This window comes from Burkholderia sp. 9120 (assembly GCF_000745015.1).
GTDB lineage: Bacteria > Pseudomonadota > Gammaproteobacteria > Burkholderiales > Burkholderiaceae > Paraburkholderia.
The window spans coordinates 930232-948756 of the sequence record NZ_JQNA01000002.1 but is presented as its reverse complement, the minus strand read 5'-3'; the positions used below and the strand labels follow the sequence as shown (position 1 = coordinate 948756).

The 18525-nt window shown below is 63.1% G+C and carries 13 protein-coding genes; 8 read left to right on the top strand and 5 right to left on the bottom strand.

What is annotated here, in order from left to right:
* The first annotated feature begins 24 nt into the window (after window positions 1-24).
* From FA94_RS12445 to FA94_RS12435, 3 genes are read left to right on the top strand one after another with little or no spacing between them, the layout of a single operon-like run.
* Complete coding sequence (locus tag FA94_RS12445; RefSeq protein ID WP_353611440.1) at window positions 25-594, top strand: GNAT family N-acetyltransferase; 570 nt, start codon at window positions 25-27, stop codon at window positions 592-594.
* Entirely contained in the window at window positions 591-1160 is a 570-nt protein-coding gene (locus FA94_RS12440; RefSeq protein WP_035551427.1) for a GNAT family N-acetyltransferase, read from the top strand. Before FA94_RS12445 ends, FA94_RS12440 begins: the two co-directional genes overlap by 4 nt.
* A gap of 12 nt (window positions 1161-1172) precedes the next feature.
* Window positions 1173-4382 (top strand): multidrug efflux RND transporter permease subunit, encoded by a 3210-nt coding sequence (locus FA94_RS12435; RefSeq protein WP_035551425.1) that lies wholly within the window; start codon window positions 1173-1175, stop codon window positions 4380-4382.
* A gap of 122 nt (window positions 4383-4504) precedes the next feature.
* Here the strand turns inward: FA94_RS12435 and FA94_RS12430 are convergent, their stop codons facing one another.
* Window positions 4505-4870 carry a DUF4148 domain-containing protein gene (locus FA94_RS12430; RefSeq protein ID WP_051980548.1) on the bottom strand — a complete coding sequence of 122 codons (366 nt, stop codon included), beginning with the start codon at window positions 4868-4870 and terminating at the stop codon, window positions 4505-4507.
* Window positions 4871-5253: 383 nt separating this feature from the next.
* On the opposite strand from FA94_RS12430, the gene FA94_RS12425 reads away from it, so the two are divergent.
* The 4 genes from FA94_RS12425 to FA94_RS12410 all read left to right on the top strand — a co-directional run bounded on the left by FA94_RS12425 (window position 5254) and on the right by FA94_RS12410 (window position 10202).
* A complete protein-coding gene (locus FA94_RS12425; RefSeq protein WP_035551424.1) occupies window positions 5254-5931 on the top strand; it encodes a response regulator transcription factor in 678 nt (225 codons plus the stop codon).
* Between the two features lie 13 nt (window positions 5932-5944).
* A complete protein-coding gene (locus FA94_RS12420; protein WP_051980547.1) occupies window positions 5945-7342 on the top strand; it encodes a sensor histidine kinase in 1398 nt (465 codons plus the stop codon).
* A gap of 35 nt (window positions 7343-7377) precedes the next feature.
* A complete protein-coding gene (locus tag FA94_RS12415; protein ID WP_035551421.1) occupies window positions 7378-8097 on the top strand; it encodes a response regulator transcription factor in 720 nt (239 codons plus the stop codon).
* Window positions 8098-9104: 1007 nt separating this feature from the next.
* The gene (locus FA94_RS12410) at window positions 9105-10202 is read left to right on the top strand and encodes a porin (protein ID WP_176058420.1); all 1098 of its coding nucleotides are present in this window, start codon (window positions 9105-9107) and stop codon (window positions 10200-10202) included.
* Window positions 10203-10526: 324 nt separating this feature from the next.
* Here the strand turns inward: FA94_RS12410 and FA94_RS12405 are convergent, their stop codons facing one another.
* Entirely contained in the window at window positions 10527-10805 is a 279-nt protein-coding gene (locus FA94_RS12405) for a DUF4148 domain-containing protein (protein WP_051980545.1), read from the bottom strand.
* 326 nt (window positions 10806-11131) lie between these two features.
* Between FA94_RS12405 and FA94_RS12400 the strand changes: the two genes are divergently transcribed.
* Complete coding sequence (locus tag FA94_RS12400; protein ID WP_035551415.1) at window positions 11132-12310, top strand: porin; 1179 nt, start codon at window positions 11132-11134, stop codon at window positions 12308-12310.
* 139 nt (window positions 12311-12449) lie between these two features.
* Here FA94_RS12400 and FA94_RS12395 read toward each other — a convergent pair whose 3' ends face one another.
* The 3 genes from FA94_RS12395 to FA94_RS12385 are packed head-to-tail and all read right to left on the bottom strand — an operon-like array spanning window position 12450 to window position 18436.
* Window positions 12450-13949, bottom strand: coding sequence for an efflux transporter outer membrane subunit (locus FA94_RS12395; protein WP_035561956.1), 1500 nt, complete (start codon window positions 13947-13949; stop codon window positions 12450-12452).
* 37 nt (window positions 13950-13986) lie between these two features.
* Window positions 13987-15189, bottom strand: a complete 1203-nt coding sequence (locus FA94_RS12390) for an efflux RND transporter periplasmic adaptor subunit (protein ID WP_035551412.1) — start codon at window positions 15187-15189, stop codon at window positions 13987-13989.
* Window positions 15179-18436, bottom strand: coding sequence for an efflux RND transporter permease subunit (locus FA94_RS12385; protein ID WP_035551409.1), 3258 nt, complete (start codon window positions 18434-18436; stop codon window positions 15179-15181). Before FA94_RS12385 ends, FA94_RS12390 begins: the two co-directional genes overlap by 11 nt.
* Window positions 18437-18525: the final 89 nt, after the last annotated feature.

Sequence of the window (18525 nt, the reverse complement as noted above, 5' to 3'; positions counted from 1 at the left end):
AAAACAAAATCAGATTCTGAGAGCTTGCCCGAGGGACTGACGCTGCGCGCGTTGCGTCCCACCGATGCGGAGCAATACCACGCCTTGCTGCAGTTGCCGGCGGTGGTCGACGGCAACCCGCACGTACCGTTCGAGTCGCTCGCGCAGACGCGCGAGTCGATCAGCAAAATCGATCCCACTACGATTGCCATGGTGGCCACGGTCGGCGACACGCTGGTTGGGTCGGCGCAACTGTCGCCCATGAAAGGACGCCGCGCACATGTCGGCTCGTTCAGCCTCTGCGTGCACGACGCGTGGCATGGGCGCGGTATCGGCCGCCGCCTGATGGTCGAACTGCTCGATCTTGCCGACAACTGGCTCGGCCTGCGCCGTCTCGAACTGAACGTGTTTGCCGATAACCGTGCGGCGCTGGCGCTGTATCACAAGTTCGGCTTCGAGATCGAAGCGCGTCAGCGTGGTGTGGTTCTGCGGCGCGGCGTGTTGATCGACAGTCTCATCATGGCGCGTTTTCAGGAACCCGCGCCGCTGATGTCCGGCCCGGCTGCGTCTGCTTTGAAAGCGGACGCCACGCACAGCAACGGAGCGAAGCCATGACAAACGACACGTTGCAGAGCGACGCCACGGCGCTCGACAATCGCATCGCGATCAAAGCCTGCGAGCCGTCCGACATGGAAGCGTTCACCGCGATCATGAGCCAGCCCGGCGTACGGCGCGGTACATTGCAGCTCGGCTATCGCAGCGTCGAGCAGATCACCGCGTGGCACGAGCGGCGCCTCGGCAAGGGCGTGACGGTCGGCGCATGGCTGGACGGGCAACTGGTCGGCCACGCCGGGCTGAGTGTCTACCCGCGCGCGCGCGCGCACGGCGCGGAGCTCGGGATCTGCGTGCACGACGCGTATCATGGGCGGGGCGTCGGCACGGCGCTGGTGCGGGCGCTGGTCGACAGCGCCGACGGCGCGCTCGGGTTGCGTCGCATCGAACTCACGGTGTACGCGGACAACGCTCCGGCCATCGCGCTGTATCGCAAGTTCGGCTTTGTCGAAGAAGGCCGTTCGCGTGGCTATGCGCTGCGCGATGGCGTGCTGGCCGATGTGCTGCATATGGCGCGCCTCGCCGAGGCGCCCGCTTTCGCGCCTGTCACGCCAATCACGCCTCCCTGAAAGGACTAACGCGTGCCTTTCTTCTTTATCGACCGTCCGGTGTTTGCGTGGATCGTCGCGCTTGCCATTGTCGTGGCAGGCGCGCTCGCGATTCCGCAACTGCCGGTGGCGCAGTATCCGCGTCTGGCGCCGCCGCGCATCGTCATTTCCGCGAGCTATCCGGGCGCGTCGACCGAGGTGGTGGATGGGAACGTCGGCAGCATCATCGAGGAGAGTCTCGATGGCGCGGACAACATGCTGTACTACGAGACCACGAGCGACAACCTCGGCAACCTCGAAATCGACGCGACCTTCTCACCCGGCACCAATCCGGACCTGGCGCTGGTCGACATCCAGAACCGTCTCAAGCAGGTCGAGCCGCGTTTGCCGCAGCAGGTCGTGCAGCAGGGCATCAGCGTCTTCAAGGCGGCCAATACGTTCCTGATGCTGGTCGCGCTCACGTCCACGGACGGCACGCGCGACTCGGTGCAATTGAGCGACTATCTGAGCCGCTACGTGTTGCGCGAACTGAAGCGCGCGCCGGGCGTGGGCGCGGCCGAACTGTGGGACGCCGACGAAGCGTTGCGCGTGTGGGTCGATCCGATGAAACTGCGCGAGTACGGCATCGGCCCGACCGAGGTGAACGCCGCGATCAGCGCGCAGAACGCCACCGTCACGGCGGGCGCGATCGGTGACGCGCCGTTCGTGCCGGGGCAGCAGCTAACAGCCTCGGTGAGCGTCAAAGGGCAACTGATCTCGCCTGAGGAATTCGGCCAGATCGTCATCAAGGCGCGGCCCGACGGTTCGGCGGTGCGTTTGCGCGACGTCGCGCGGGTCGAACTCGGGCGCGACAATTACACGTTCTATTCGCGACTGAACGGCAGGGCATCGGCCACGGTCGGCATTCAACTGGGACCGCGCGGTAACGCGCTCGAAACCTCGAATGCGATTCGCGCGCGGCTCGCGGAATTGTCGAAGGGCTTGCCGAGCGGCGTCGCCGTCGAAATTCCGTTCGACAACGCGCACTTCGTGCAGATCGCCATTCATGAAGTGCTCGTCACGCTCGCGGAAGCCGTGGTGCTGGTGTTCTTCGTGATGTGGCTGTTTCTGCGCGATCTGCGCTACACGCTGGTGCCGACCGTGGTGATTCCGGTCACGCTGATGGGCGCGTTTCTCGCCATGTACGCGTGCGGCCTGTCGATCAACGTCTTCACGATGTTCGGCCTCGTGCTCGCGATCGGCATTCTCGTCGACGATGCGATCGTGGTGGTGGAGAGCGTGCATCGCGTGATGGAAGAAGAGGGCCTGCCGCCGCGCGAGGCGACCCGCAAGGCGATGTCGCAGATCGGCGGCGCGATTATCGGCGTGACCGCGGTGCTGACCGCGGTGTTCGTGCCGATGGCGTTCTTTCCGGGCGGCGTCGGCGGTATTTACCGGCAGTTCGCGGTGGCGATGATCGCGTCGATGCTGGTGTCGTCGTTCATGGCGTTGTCGTTGACGCCCGCGTTGTGCGCGAACTTGCTGAAGGCACACACGAAGTCGGTGCACCAGCGCGAGGCGCGGCGTGGCCTGCTCGGCTTCGCGGCGCGCGCGGCAAGCCGTTTCACCGCTGGTTTCGATCGCGCCGCGAGCGGCTATCGCGGGCTGACCGCGCGCATGCTGCGCCGGATCGGGCCGATGCTGGCCGTGTATGTCGTGCTGGTCGGCGTGTGCGGCGCGCTGTATTGGCACATGCCCGGCGGCTTTTTACCGAGCGAGGACGAAGGTCAGTTGCAGGTCATGGTGCAATTGCCCGCGGGCGCCACGCAGGAGCGTACGTTGGCCGTGGTGAAGCGTATGGAAGCGATTCTCCATGCCGAGCCGGCAATTGCGAACGTCACCAGTGTGATCGGCTGGAGCTTTGCCGGCAGTGGGCAGAACGTGGCCATGGGCTTCGTCGAGCTCAAGGACTGGGACAAGCGCGACACCGACGCGCTGGTGTTGCGCGACCGTCTCAACGAAAAGTTCGACAAGATTCTGGACGGCGACGTCGAAGCGCAATTGCCGCCCGCGGTGCCGGGCATCGGCCATTCGGACGGCTTCGTGTTCCGGCTCGAGGATCGCGGTGGGGTGGGGCTCGACGCGCTGAAGGCCGCGCGCGAGCAACTGTTCGCGCAGGCCAAGGCGAGTCCGATGCTGGCCTCGGTGCATTCGGAAGATCTGCCCGACGCGCCGCGCGTCGAGCTCATCATCGACCGGGCCAAAGCGTACGCGCTCGGCGTGCAGTTCGAACGCCTCTCCGACGTGCTGGGCAGCACCTTCGGCTCCACCTATATCGACGACTTTCCAGCCGGCGGCCGGATGCGGCGCGTGGTGATTTCCGCCGACGCCGCCACCCGCATGACCGAAGACGATCTGCTCGCGCTCGCCGTGCCGAACACGACGGGCGGCATGGTGCCGTTGTCGGCGATCGCAACGCGTCACTGGACCATCGGCCCGGTGATGCTGACGCGTTATAACGGCTACCCGTCACTTGACGTGAGCGGCCACGCGGCGCCCGGCTATAGCTCCGGCGCGGCAATGGCGGAGATGGAGCGGCTGGCCGGGTCGTTGCCGGTCGGCGTCAGCTACGACTGGGTCGACGCGGCGCGCGAGGAAACCGCGGCCGCGAAGCTCACGCCGATGCTGATCGGCCTGTCGCTGATGGCGGTGTTCATGGCGCTTGCCGCGCTGTACGAAAGCTGGACGATCCCGCTCGCGGTGCTGATGGTCGTGCCGCTCGGCGTGATCGGCGCGGTCAGCGCGGTGCTGTTGCGCGGCATGCCCAACGACGTGTACTTCAAGGTCGGCATGATCACCGTGATCGGCCTGGCGGCGAAGAACGCGATTCTGATCGTGCAGTTCGCGCGCGATCTGTATCAGGGCGGCATGCCGTTGTCGCGGGCCGTGACCGAAGCCGCGGGCGCGCGCTTCCGGCCGATCGTGATGACGTCGGCGGCGTTTCTGCTCGGTGTCGTGCCGCTGGTGTTGTCGAGCGGTGCGGGGGCGGAGAGCCGCCGGTCGATCGGCACCGGCGTGTTCGGCGGCGTGCTGGCGGCCACGGTGTTCGGGCTGGTGTTCGCGCCGGTCGCGTTCCATGCGATCGCGTCGCTCACGCACGGCAAAAAGCGGCTGGCAGCGCTGCATCGCAAGCGCGCCGAAAGGCGTGCGCAGCGCGCGCGTTCGGGTGAGAACGAACGCGCGCAGTTCACGAACGGGCGTTGACGGAGACGTTGCGGGCTCAACCAGTTCGCAACGTCTCATGTAGCTCGTGATGCTCGTGTAGCTTCAGGCCTTTCGCCAGGCGTTCCATGCGTTGAACCACACGGCGTCGCCTCATGCGACGCTCAGCCCGCCGGCTGATTCGCCACCGCCTGCGCCGCTGCGGGCGTCGCCGTGCCAACCGGCGACTGCGTTGCGCTGGCCGACACATGCGGCGCGGCCGGCATGCAGTCCGCGCGATATTCGGCTTGCAGCTTCTGCTGGGCGGCTTCGAGGTCGCTCGGATAGTCGTCGTCGTCGTTGCTGGGGCTGTAGCCTACCGCTTCGAGTTCGCCCAGCTCGTTCATCAATTGCTTGTGCGTCACTTCGCTTTTTAGCTGGGTGAACGGATAATCGTTGCATTGCTGCTGCGTGAGTCCGGGCGCGGCCATGGCCGATGCGCTGCCGATCAGCAACAGGGAGGCGAGCAGGGTCTTCGTTGCGAGTTTCATTTTTTACCATCCACGAGAAGGATCGAGTCGGACCGCCAGTACGATCGGCGGGATGGCTGTAGGCTAGTGGAGGCGGTATACCGAAGCGGCGTCGGCAAAATGAAATATGTTTTATCGAGGCGCGTGGCAGGTTTCAACCGCGTTTAAGCGCCTTCGGCGTTCTTGCGGCCAAACTTAAATATTTCTTCATGAAGCGGATATTCATCCGCCATGCGACCCCGCGTAGCCTGCTGGGATGCACTCGCGGCTAGCGTCGGCAGCCGCCGAAGCGCACGCCCGTGCACTGAATGCGCAAGCCGAATATGGCATCATGTCCTCCTACTGATAACCGGTCGCGCCCGCCGCTTGCATCGGTAGAGCTGGCTGCGGCGCATGCATTGATCATGTCGCGAGTACTCACGATCGAAGATGACGAAATTACCGCGAATGAAATTGTCGGTGAGTTGAAAAGCCGCGGCTTCACCGTGGACTGGGTGGCCAACGGCCGCGACGGCATGGCGCGCGCGATCAGCGAAGACTACGACGTGATCACGCTCGACCGCATGCTGCCCGGCGTGGACGGTCTGACGATTCTCACCACCATGCGCAGCATCGGCATTCAAACGCCGGTGCTGATGCTGAGCGCGCTGGGCGACGTCGACGAAAGGGTGCGCGGTCTGCGTGCCGGCGGCGACGATTACCTGACCAAGCCGTTCGATCCCGAAGAAATGACCGCGCGCCTCGAAGTGCTGCTGCGCCGCAGTCAAACGCCGGCCGCGCAACTCGAGACTCATCTACGGGTCGGCCCGCTCGAACTCGATCTGATTTCACGCAAGGTACAGCGCGACGGCGAAGAGATCGTGCTGCTGCCCACCGAGTACCGCGTGCTCGAATTCATGATGCGCCATGCCGGCCAGACCATTACGCGCACCATGCTGTTCGAGGCGGTGTGGGGCTATCACTTCGATCCGGGCACCAATCTGATCGATGTGCATATGGGCCGTCTGCGCAAAAAAATCGACCCACCTGGCGTGACGCAAATGATCCAGACCGTGCGCGGCTCGGGCTATATCCTCGCATGAACCAATCTTCCTGATGGACACAACCTTCCCCGCTCAATCTGCGCTCGGGCGGCGCTGGCATTCCACCACCTTTCGCCTGCTCTCCATTTACGCGGTCATTTTTTCATTTTCGGTGATGCTGTTACTGGGCTTCATCGGCTGGGCCGTGACCGGCGATATGGAGCGCGAAACCGATGTGGTGATGGACTGGCAACTGATCTACTTCGACTCGCTGCCGGACACCGGTATCGCCGATGCGATCCACCGGCGCATCGAGCACGAGCGCATGCACACGAATTACTACGGCCTGTTCGCTCCGGACGGTCAATTGATTGCCGGCGACGTACTGGTGTATCCGACGCAGTTGCCCACCACGCGTAAAGGCAAGACGCTCGATCTGGCGCTCTCGATGGGGCGTAACGATCAGGCGCCGGTTGTGCGCGCGATGGCCGAGCGACGCAAGGACGGTTCGACGCTCGTGATCGCGCGCGATCTCACGCATATTCTGCGGATTCGCGAGGCGGTGATCGACGCGCTGGTGAGCGGCGGGATTGTCTGTCTGCTTGCAGGCGTGGCCGGCGGCCTGGCGTTGAGCGTGCGGCAAATGCGCCGGCTCAAGGCGATTCGCCGCGTCACGCAGCGTATTGCGCAGGGCGATCTCGCGCAGCGTTTGCCGATTGGCGGGCGCGACGAAGTGGATATGCTCGCGCATCTGGTGAACCATATGCTGGCCGAAGTCGAGCGCCTGATGAACGAAGTGAAGGGCGCTTGCGATGGCATCGCGCACGATCTGCGCACGCCATTGGCGCATGTGCGGACCTTGCTCGCGCACGCGGCGGAGCACACCGGAACGCTCGACGACGCCGAATTGTCGACGCTGGTGGAGCGCGCCCGCACCGAGACTGACGCGTTGCTCGACCGCTTTCGTGCGATGTTGCGGATCTCCGAGATTGGCACCTTGCAGCGGCGCGGCGGATTTGGTGAAGTGCAACTGGAGACGTTGATCCAGGAAGTCGGCGAGCTTTACGAGCCGCTCGCGGAGAGCCGGGCGATTCAACTTTCGGTGCATGCGCAACCGGTTGAAGCGATTCATGGCGATCGTGCGTTGCTGTTCGAAGCGTTGAGCAATCTGGTGGACAACGCAATCAAGTTCACGCCCGCAGGGGGTGTGGTGCGGATGGAGCTTCGGCAGACGTCCGCGGGGCCGCAGGTGGATATTATCGATAACGGTCCGGGCATCGCCGCCGATGAACGCGACGCGGTGTTGCAGCGATTTTATCGTGGCGAGAGTACGCGGCATCTGTCCGGATCGGGGCTTGGGTTGAGCATTGTTTCCGCGGTGATGCGGGTGCATGACTTCACGATGAAGATCGGCAATGCGGAGCCGGGCGCGAAGATTTCCATCGAATGCTGGTCGAGGACGTTGGCATGAGCTTGCGTGCTTTTCTTGTCATGACGGGGGGGTGAATGCGCGTCCTGTTTGTGGGGCCGTCGCATCCGGAAGCGGCGTGGCTTTTCAAGGCGCTGCAGGAGAGTGCGCATAGTTTGCAGCGCGCCGACGATCTGCGGGATGGGGTTTTTCTTGCGGGGCAGGAGTCGTTCGACGCGATTGTTTTGATGGTGCTGGATGGGGGCGCTTATTCTGCGCTGCTTGAGTATGTGGCGGAGTTTGCGGGTGCGGGGAGCGGGGCGGCGATTGTGGCTGTTTTGGGGGGTGCTTCTGCGCAGGATCGGACGAAGATTTTGCGGGCTGGTGCGGATGCGTGTTTCTGTCAGCCTTATTCGTTTATTGAAATGCATGAGCGGATGCAGGCTTTACAGAGGGTGGGACGCGGTGGCGGTGTTGGTGGGGGCTCGGCTTCCGGGGCTTCTATGTCTGTCGCTGGGGGTTCTTCTGTTGAAGTGCCTTCGCTCGATGCTGCAACTCGGGAACTTGTTTTTGGGGGGCGTAGGGTGGCGGTTACGCGGCGGGAGTTTCTTTTGCTGGAGTGCCTGCTGCGGCAGGTGAATGCGCCTGTTGCCAGGGATCAGCTGATTCGCTATGCGTGGCCGGAGAAGGATGATGTTGATCCTTCTAGCGTTAATCTTGTTGTGTCCAGGCTTCGGAGGAAGATTCTTGGGGTTGTGCCTGAGGTTCGGATTGAGACTGTTAGTCGGTTTGGGTATCAGGTTTCTGTTGGTGCTTGATGGGGCTTTTTGGCCTGCTCGGCGGTCTGGGTTTGGTTTCTGCTGCTTTGGCCTTTCCTTGTGTTGGTAGTGATCTATTAGCGATCCCCCTGTGCGGGGGGGCACCTACTTTTCTTTGCCTGCCGCAAAGAAAAGTAGGCAAAAGAAAGCGGCTCACACCGCTAACTCTTAAGCGGGTTTCTCGCACAGCCACGTTAGTGGCTCATCTGGAATCCGTGTTCTCGCACATTCCGCGCCGGTGACAAAGGCGTCATTCTTCCGGCGGCGCTGCGCGCGCCGCGGCGGTCGTTCAAGCATGGCCCCTGCTAAGCGGGTCTCCCGCGCAGCCGCGGTAGTGGCTCATCTGGAATCTGTGTTCTCGCACATTCCGCCCTCGTGACACAGCAGTCATTCTTCCGGCGGCGCTACGCGCGCCGTCGCGGTCGTTCACGAAGCCGGTAGTACTTTTCGGGCCATGCCGGTCCATTCTTGCCGCTTCGCCGAGGCGAAGCCGACGACTCCCACCACACAAAAGCGAAGCGTCCGGTTCAATGCCGACCGTTCCGGCGAGCGCATTGCGCGAGGCGGGATGAATGACGCCTTTGTCACGAAAGCGGAGTGTGCGAGAGCACGGATTCCAGATGCGCCACTCCCGGTGGTGGACCACGAAACCCACTTCAGAATTAGCGGTGTGAGCCGCTTTCTTTTGCCTACTTTTCTTTGCGGCAGGCAAAGAAAAGTAGGTGCCCCCCGCACAGGGGGATCGCTAATAGACCACTACCAACACAAGGAAAGGCCAAAAAAAAGACCAACAAACCAAGCAAAAAACCCAAAACCAAAACCTGGCAAAACCCCATGGTCAATGATCAATTAATGAAAAACCCAACGCACAAAGTGAAATTCTGTCTTACAGCGGCACCGCTTTCCAGCATAGCTATATTCACCCCCGTGGCAGCGAAAAAACAAGCCCCCACAGCTATCAGGCATCCTATTTAAACGAAAGGTGATTCATGAATCAGAAGATGAAGCTGGCACACTTGCTCGGAGCCCTGCTATGCGCCGGCCTGGCAACCACCGCGCACGCGCAAAGCAGCGTCACGCTCTACGGCATTCTCGATACCGGTATCGACTTCGCCAGCAACGTCAACGGCAACCACCTCTATCAGATGGCCAGCGGCGTCAGCGCCGGCAGCCGCTGGGGCGTGAGAGGTAAAGAAGATCTGGGCGGCGGCCTCGACGCGATCTTCGATCTGGAAAGCGGCTTCAACTCGAGCAACGGCAACCTCGGCAGCGGCCTCGCCTTCTCCCGTAATGCCTACGTGGGTCTCGACAGCCAGACGTTCGGTACCGTCACCCTCGGCCGTCAATGGGATCCGCTCGTCGACCTGATCGAGCCGTACTCGCTCAACGACAGCTACGGCGGCTGGTACTTCTCCCACCCGAACGATATGGACAACCTCGATAACGGCTTCGCCATCAGCAATGCCGTGAAGTACACGAGTCCCACTATCGGCGGCTTCACCGGCGAAGCACTCTATTCGTTCGGCGGCCAGGCCGGCCAGTTCTCGAATAACTCCGCCTATAGCGCGGCCGCGTCGTACACGAACGGACCGTTCTCGATCGGCGCCGGCTATCTGCGTGTCAACGACCCGGAACAGGCTGTCCAGAGCTATCAGAACGGCTCGGGCTTCACCAACGCGGTGTACGGCAACTACCTGGCCAATGCGCGCAGCCAGGGCATCTTCGCGGCCGGTGCGTCCTATCAGTTCGACAAGTTCAAGCTGATGGGCAACTTCACTAACGTCGACTTCCAGCAAGGCGATGCCGGTCAGGACGTCAAGTTCCAGAACTATGAATTCGCGGGCACCTTCGCCGCCACCAGCCAGCTCAATCTCGCGGCCGGTTACACGTACACGGATGGCCGCGATCACGCGACCAACCAGGAACCGAAGTACCAGCAGCTCAACCTGAGCGCGGAATACGAATTGTCGAAACGCACCGCCGTCTACGCACTCGCGGCATTGCAAAAAGCCAGTGGCGGCGCGGTCGCGCAAATCGCCGGCTTCGATCCATCGTCGAACGGTAAGCAGGTGGTGGGCCGCGTCGGTCTGCGTCACTCGTTCTAAAACACAAAGTACTCGCACCAAATGAAAGAGAGCGCTGCCCGAAAGGGTAGCGCTCTCTTTTTTCATGAACCAAAGTAAATGTTGCAGTAACTGGGCGGCCCGACGCAATTGTCGGCGGAGGTCGGTGTGGTGCTCGTCGCGCAGCCGGATAACAGCAGTCCAGCAGCCACGGCGGCGACGGCGAACGAAGCGGTTCGTTTGATCGCGGTGCGAAGAGTCATCGATATGGGGGTGTCAATACAGAGCGTTGCGATGGGCAGTCAAGCGAGTCCAGACGACAGCGGCCACATGGCGCGCCGTCGGCTGGGGTTCAGCAGAAGCATCTCAGTGCGCGTAAATCGTCGAATTCAGATACGCCAGTTGACCGTCCTTCTCGGCGTGCACCAGTTCGCGATAAACCTGAGCGCGAGTCTTGCCGGGCGTGGCCTGGCCGTACGGCGCGACCCACGAGCCCGTCACGTTGCCGGTGGTGCTGGTGGTGTTCGCCGCCACTTGCATGGCCGGCGCGGCGTTCTGTTGCGTCGGCGCAGTGGTCGATTGAGCGAAGGCGGAAGCCGTTGCGGTTGCACCGATGAAAGCGATGGCGAGCGTCAGAGATTTCATGTTCGTAATCCTCATAAATCAGGTTGGGTGGCACCGATGCGCGAACCTCAAGGGTTTCGTGGATCGGTTGATGAGAAGGATAGTCAAGCGGCGTTAGCGGATCGGCCGTGTGTGCATGAAAAGAAATTTATCTGCTGGAGCGTCGGCGAGGCGCTGATTCATCGGTCCGTCGCGGACATGTCATGAACATAAAAAACGTTTCATGAAACGACCGGTTTTGATCACGGGTGTGTCACCGCCGCTATTTACATTGCGGCTACCCGTACGGTGTGCGGGACCAGTCCGTTCTTGCGCGGACCGGTGCCTTCTCTTACCCGGAATCAAACATGAATAAAGCATTCGCAACCACACTCGTCGCGCTGGCCAGCACCCTCGGCGCGGCGGCACACGCGCAAAGCAGCGTGACGCTCTACGGGACGCTCGACACCGGCCTCGACTACATCAGCAATCAGAAGTCGGCTAACGGCGGCAAAAGCAACTGGATGATGGAAAGCGGCAACGTGAGTACCGACCGCTGGGGCCTGCGCGGTAACGAAGATCTGGGCGGCGGATTGAGCGCGGTCTTCGATCTGGAGAACGGTTTCAATATCGACAGCGGCAAGTTCTCCAACGGCGGAGATGAGTTCGGTCGTCAGGCGTGGGTCGGGATCGCGAGCAAGCAGTGGGGGACGGTGACGCTGGGCCGTCAATACGACTTCCTGGTCGACTTCGTGGCGCCGTTGTCGGCGACCGGTTCGGGCTTCGGCGGCAATATCGCCGATCATCCGTTCGATAACGACAACCTGAACAACGACCTGCGCATGAACAACGCGGTGAAATACCGCAGCGCGACCTACTACGGGGTCACCGTCGGCGGCGCGTACGCGTTCAGCAATGCGGCGGGCGGCTTCAGCAACAACAACGCTTACAGCCTCGGCGCGCAGTGGGCGGGCGGTCCGTTCAACCTGGCGGTCGCGTACCTGCAGATCAACCAGCCGGGCGGCGTCAACCAGCCGGCCAATACCGGCGGCGCGGTGAGCAGCAGCGACGGCGACGCGGTGTTCACCGGTGCGCGTCAGCGCGTGCTCGGCGCGGCGGGACGCTATACGTTCGGCGCGGCGACGCTTGGCCTCGTTTTCACGCGGACCATGCTCAACGACCCGCATCAGATCACGCAGGGCGGCGCGTATTCGACGCTCAACGGCGATCTGCTGACCTTCAACAACTATGAGTTGAACGCCCGCTACGCGATCACGCCGGCGTTCACGCTGGGGGGCTCGTATACGTTCACGGATGGCCACTTCAGCACGGGCGGCCAGAGCTACTCGCCGAAGTGGAACCAGTTCATGCTGCAGGCCGATTACGCGCTGTCGCGCCGCACCGATCTGTATCTGGAAGGCACCTATCAGCACGTGACGGGCGCGGATGGGATCGCGGTGCTGGGTAATGCGTCGATCTATTCGCTGGCGGCTTCGTCGAGCGACCGGCAAGCGGTCGTGGCGGTGGGCGTGCGGCACCGGTTCTAAGGCGTGCCACAGGCGCGGCTCTGAAGGGGCGCGCCTGAAAGAAGAAAAAGAAACGTCGCGGGTTCAGAGAACCCACGACGTTTTTTTGTTTGCGGCCGCAACGGTTTGCGACAAAACGTTGTTGAAGGCAGTCGCTCGTTTAACCTGCGGAGGCGACTGCGGCAGAGGCGCCAGAAGTACTGGAAGCGCCCACGGCAACCGGCATCGCCCGAAGTGGCATCGCCTCAACCTCAGGCGCGGCCTTGGCGCCGTCCGCCGACCAGCCGCCACCCAACGCCTCGATCAAGCCCACGGAAGCCAGCAAACGCCGCGTTTCGAGGTTCAACGCATCGATCTGCGTGGTCAGCTCGGTGGTCTGCGAGGTCACCACGTCCAGATAGCTGACCACGCCGTCGCGATAGCGCGACATCGACAGCGTCAACGTGCGTTGTGCGGCGATCAGCGCGGCGTTCTGCTGCGTGGCTTCATCGCCGAGATGATGCAGTTGCGCGAGGTTGTCCTCCACCTGCTGGAACGCGAGTAACACGGTCGCCTTGTACTTCGCGCCGTTCTCGGCGAGCTTGGCGCGCGCCTGATCGGTCATCGCTTCACGGCGGCCACCGTCGAACAGCGTGAGGACGAGACTCGGACCCACCGACCAGATTTCGTTGGGCGCCATCAACCATGGCGAAAGCGTGTCGCTTTGATAACCGCCGTCGAGACCGAGCGAGATATCCGGGAAGAACGCCGCCTTGGCCACGCCGATCTGCGCGTTCGCTTGCGCGACGCGTCGCTCGGCCGCCGCGATATCGGGCCGCCGCTGCAACAACGCGGCCGGCACGCCGGTCGGAATGGACGGCAGATAGGTCGTCGCCGTCACCGGCGCCAGCGCGAAAATCGACGCGGGCTGGCCGGTCAGGCTGGCGATCGCATGTTCGTAGAGCGCGCGGCGCGCGGCGATATCGTCGGCGGAGGCGCGCGCGGTGTCCAGTTGCGTCTGCGCGCGCGACACGTCGAGGTCCGACGCAATCCCACCGGCATGGCGGCTCATGGTGAGGGTGAGGGCGCGCTGGTAGGTGGCGATCGTATCGTTGAGCAACTGCTGTTGCGCGTCGAGCCCGCGCAGATTGAAATACGCGTTAGCCAGATCCGCCTGCAAGCTCAGGCGCACCGATTCGAGATCGGCCTCGCTGGCCTGCGCCGCCGCGTTGCCCGCGGCCACTTCGTTGCGGATCTTGCCCCATAGATCGAGGTCGTAGCTGATGCCGACGTCGACGTTATTGGTGCCGTACACCGAAGGCTGTCCCGCGCCCCGCAGCGGGCGGTTATCCGACTGCCGCTGACGTTCGACCGACGCTTCCGCGCCGATCGTTGGCAACAATCCTGAGCGGGCCTGCGCGAGATATGCAGTGGCTTCGTCGTGACGCGCCATCGCGGCCGCGACATTCGGGTTGGCCGCTGCCACCTGTTGTTCCAGATGATCGAGCACGGGATCGCGATACACGGTCCACCACGCGTCGCGCGGCACGCGGTCGGCCGGCCGCGCGAGTTGCCAGGCGCCGCCTTCCTTGAACGTGGTGGGAATGCTGGCGGCCGGCGCATGGTAGACCGGTGCGAACGAACAGCCGCTCACCAGCAGCGCGGCAGCTAAGGCAACCATTGCAACGTTCGCCACGTTCGCAACGCGCAAGCGGCGTTTATCCATGGGTGCTCTCCGCCGCGCGGCGCTCCGCCAGCGCCGTGCCCGGGGTGCCTTGCAGCCGCACTTCATCGCCCGAGGCGAGTGAGTCGGGCGGGTTGTCGATCACGCGGTCGCTCGGGTTCAGACCCGACGCGATCTCGACGTGCGTGCCGAGATCGGTTGCGATCGATACGGGTTTCAGCACCGCGCGGTTGTCGTTGCCGACCACGGCGACCTGCAAGCCGTGTTGCCGGAAAATCAGCGAACTCGCGGGAATCGACAACGCGTGGGCATTGGTCGGCAAATCGAAATGCACCTCGGTGTACTCGCCGGGGATCAACACGCCGTCTTTGTTGTCGACCGATAGTTGCACCAGCAACGTACCGGACGACGGCGTGATCGCGTCGTCGGTATCGACCAGTTTGGCGTTGAACTTGACGCCCGGACGTTCCGGCACGGTGAGCGTCGCGCTCATGCCGGGCTGGATCGCGGCCGCTTCATCCTGCGGCACGCTGACATAGACGCGCAACTGGCGCGCGTCGGATACCGAGAACAGCTCCGGCCCATTGCCGCCACCGGCGTTGATCAGCGCGCCGATATCGGTCGTGCGTGCGGTGACGACACCGTCGAACGGCGCGGTAATGCGTTTGAACGATTCGAGCGCTTCCAGGCGGCCCACATTCGCCTGGGCCGCGGCGACCGTGGCCTGCTTTGCGACGAGGTCGCTGGTCTTCTCATCGGCGTCCTGCTGCGAAACCGAGTCCTGTTTCAGCATCTCCGTCCAGCGGTGCGCGGTGGACGCCGCGAGTTTTTCATTGGCCACCGAATTCTGCAGATCGGCGCGCGCCTGCTGCAACTGCTGATCGAGGTCCGGCGTGTCGATCACCCCAAGCAATTGGCCGGCTTTGACATGCGTGCCGATATCCGCGTACCACGCGTGCAGATAGCCGGACACACGCGCATAGATCGGCGCGTTGACGAAGGCGGACAGACGTCCCGGCAACACCAGCGCCTGCGCGTCGGCGTCGTGTTTGGGTGTGTACGCAACCACCGTCGGCACGGCTTGCTGCGCGGACCAGGTGGTCAACTCCTGCTTCGCGTGGACGCGACTCGCGATACCGCTCGCCACGATGCCCGCCGCGACCAGCAGCGCGACGATACCGACGAGCCTCAGATGACGCAGCCGTTTGGGCGAATTGATCTCGATCTCAGTGGACATGATGGGCTCCGGGTTCGGATGAAGAGTGGTCGTGAGAAGAAGCGGGCGAATGATCGTGCCCGGCGGCATCGCGCCGGTGCACGAGACTGAAGACGACGGGCACGAACAGCAGCGTGGCGAACGTCGCGCAGATCAGACCGCCGATCACGGCGCGACCGAGCGGGGCGTTCTGTTCGCCGCCGTCGCCGAGGCCGAGCGCCATCGGCGCCATGCCGATGATCATGGCGAGCGCGGTCATCAGCACCGGGCGAAAGCGCGTGAAGCCGGCTTCCATTGCGGCGACCAGCGCATTACCGGTCACCGCCAGCCGTTCGCGCGCAAAGCTCACCACCAGAATGCTGTTGGCGGTCGCCACGCCCATGCAGAGAATCGCGCCGGTCAGCGCCGGCACCGAGAGCGGCGTGTGCGTGGTGAACAGCATCCAGACGATGCCGGCCAGTGCCGCGGGCAACGCGGTGACGATCACGAACGCATCGCTCCACGAATGGAAATTCACGACGATCAGCAGAAAGATCAGCAGGATCGCCCCGAGCAGGCCGAGCGACAGACCGAGGAACGCGCTGTTCATGGTTTGCACCTGGCCGCGCAGCGTGACGATCGAACCCTTCGGCACGTCTTTCGCGGTGGCGTGCACGATGGTCTGGATCTTCGCGGCGACCGCGCCGAGGTCCTGACCTTGCGTCGTCGCGAACACGTCGTAGAGCGGCTCGATGTTGTAGTGCGACACGACCGCATCGCCCACGCCGCGTGTGATCGTCGCAATGCCACCGAGAATCTGCGCCTGGCCGGCCTTGCTGGTCACCGGCAGATTGCTGAGGTTCGACAGCGACGTCATCCGGTATTGCGGCGTTTGCGCCACGATCGGATACGACACGCCGTTCTTCGGATTGAGCCAGTAAGTCGGCGACACCTGGCTCGTGCCGGACAGGCTCGCCACCACGGAGTTGGTGACGTCCTGTTCGGTAATGCCGAGCTGATCGGCGCGCGAGCGGTCCACCGAGACGGTGAATTGCGGATAGGTGGAAGCTTGCTGGATCCGCGTATCGGCGATGCCGGGAATCATCCGCATCTGGCGCATCACTTCGTTGGCGTAGCGATGATTCGCCGCCTGGTTCGGCCCGGCGACCTGCAGATCGATCGGTGCGGGCGCACCGAAATTCAGAATCTGACTCACGATATCGGCCGGCAGGAACGCGAACGTCGTCCCCGGAAACTGGCGCGGCAATGTTTCGCGCAAGGTGCGCACGTAGTCCGCGGTCGGCTGATGGTCCTCGTTCAGCGAAACGAAAATGTCGCCGTCCTGCGGGCCGGTCGTGCCGCTGTTGTTATAGGTCAGATTGATACCGCTGTTCGGCAAGCCGATGTTGTCGACGATGCTGCGCAGTTGATCCGGCGGAATCGCGCGGCGCACCGCGTTTTCGATCTGATCGAATTGCGCGGCCGTGTCTTCGATCCGTGTGCCGATCGGTGCGCGTACATGGATCGCAATTTCGCCCGAGTCGATATTGGGGAAGAAATTGCGGCCGAGCCACGGCGCGAGCAGGAACGACGCGCCGACCACGATCAGAAACCCCGTCACGAAGCGCTTGCGGTGGGTGAGCGCGAGACCCAGCACGATCCGGTACACGCCACGCACGCGCTCGAAACGATGTTCGAAGCCGCGCTGGAAACGCACCAGCGGATTGCGCGACGGCGGCGCGTGGAAGTGGCCGCCGTGCGGGTCCATCACGGCGGCGAGTTCGCCCGACGCGTGGCCGCCCGATGCATGCGGACGCAACAGGTATTGCGCCATCATCGGCACAAACGTACGCGACAGAATGAACGACGCGATCATCGCAAAGATCACGGCTTCGGCCATCGGCACGAATAGAAAACGCGCAATGCCGTTCAGCAGCAGCATCGGCACGAACACGATACAGATACACAGCAGCGACACGAACGCAGGCGCGACGATCTGCGCGGCGCCGTCCAGAATCGCGCTCCTCACGTCCTTGCCTTGTTCCAGATGCCAGTTGATGTTCTCGATCGTGACGGTGGCGTCGTCGACCAGAATCCCGACCGCCAGCGCGAGGCCGCCGAGCGTCATCACGTTGAGTGTTTCGCCCATCGCGGCAAGGCCGGCAATCGCGGCCAGCACCGCGAGCGGAATCGACGCCGCGATAATCACCGTGGAGCGCCAGCTACCGAGGAACAGCAGAATCATCAGCGAGGTCAGCGCGGCGGCGATCACGCCTTCGCGCGCCACGCCGCTGACCGCGCCTTTCACGAAGGTGGACTGATCGCCCATCGTGACGAGCTTCAGGCTCGGCGGCAAGGTTGCTTCGATACGCGGCAGTTGCGCCTTGACGCCCGCGATAATGTCGAGCGTCGACGCCGAGCCGTTCTTCAGAATGCTCATCAGCACCGCGCGATGCCCGTCCACGCGGACCACGTTGCTTTGCGGCGGATAACCGTCGCGCACGTGCGCCACATCGCGAATGTAGATGGTTGCGCCATCCACGGTCTTGATCGGTAGCGCATTGAGCTCGTCGAGCGCGAGCGGACTGTTGTTCAGCTTGATGTTGTATTCGAAGCGGCCGATCTTTTCGGTGCCGGCGGGAATGATCTGGTTCTGCTGCGCGAGCGCCGTGGCAACGTCGTTCGCCGAGAGCTTTTTCGCCTGCAAGGCCTGCGGATCGAGGTCGATCTGTACTTCACGGGTCTTGCCGCCGTACGGCGTCGGAATCGCCACGCCCGGCACGCTGAGCAATTGCGGACGAATGAAGTTGGTCGCGTAGTCGGCGAGTTTCTGTTCGTCGAGCGTATTGCTGGTGAGCGCCAGTTGCAGCACCGGCACCGTGGACGCGTTGTAGTTGAGAATTTGCGGCGGCGTGGTGCCGGGCGGCATCTGCTTGAGCACCGTCTGCGACACGGAGGTGACCTGCGCGGTGGCGGTGCGGATATCCACGGTCGGCTGGAAGAAAATCTTAACGATGCCGTAGCCGCGAAACGATTGCGACTCGATATGCGCGACGTCGTTGACGGTCGTGCCGAGCGTGCGTTCGTAGTAGCTGACGATCCGCCCGGACATGTCGTCCGGTTGCAGGCCGGCGTAGTTCCACACCACGCTGATCACGGGAATGCGGATGTCGGGAAAGATATCCGTCGGCGTGCGCAACGCGGCAAGCGGGCCGATCAACAGGATCAGCAGCGCCAGCACGATGAACGTGTAGGGCCGGGTTAAAGCCAACCGGACTATTTTTAACATCGAAGGCTGCTCCGTTCAGAGGCGCGATTGAATCTGCGCGGGCGTGTGTCAAGTGGGGCTCGCCCTGATGGCGCGACCCGGTACCGGCA

Coding starts and splice junctions, on each gene's coding strand:
- FA94_RS12390 (WP_035551412.1), bottom strand. CDS start 15,189: ATGTCCACTGAGATCGAGATCAATTCGCCCAAACGGCTGCGTCATCTG.
- FA94_RS12385 (WP_035551409.1), bottom strand. CDS start 18,436: ATGTTAAAAATAGTCCGGTTGGCTTTAACCCGGCCCTACACGTTCATC.
- FA94_RS12420 (WP_051980547.1), top strand. CDS start 5,945: ATGGACACAACCTTCCCCGCTCAATCTGCGCTCGGGCGGCGCTGGCAT.
- FA94_RS12425 (WP_035551424.1), top strand. CDS start 5,254: ATGTCGCGAGTACTCACGATCGAAGATGACGAAATTACCGCGAATGAA.
- FA94_RS12440 (WP_035551427.1), top strand. CDS start 591: ATGACAAACGACACGTTGCAGAGCGACGCCACGGCGCTCGACAATCGC.
- FA94_RS12400 (WP_035551415.1), top strand. CDS start 11,132: ATGAATAAAGCATTCGCAACCACACTCGTCGCGCTGGCCAGCACCCTC.
- FA94_RS12430 (WP_051980548.1), bottom strand. CDS start 4,870: ATGAAACTCGCAACGAAGACCCTGCTCGCCTCCCTGTTGCTGATCGGC.
- FA94_RS12415 (WP_035551421.1), top strand. CDS start 7,378: ATGCGCGTCCTGTTTGTGGGGCCGTCGCATCCGGAAGCGGCGTGGCTT.
- FA94_RS12405 (WP_051980545.1), bottom strand. CDS start 10,805: ATGAAATCTCTGACGCTCGCCATCGCTTTCATCGGTGCAACCGCAACG.
- FA94_RS12395 (WP_035561956.1), bottom strand. CDS start 13,949: ATGGTTGCCTTAGCTGCCGCGCTGCTGGTGAGCGGCTGTTCGTTCGCA.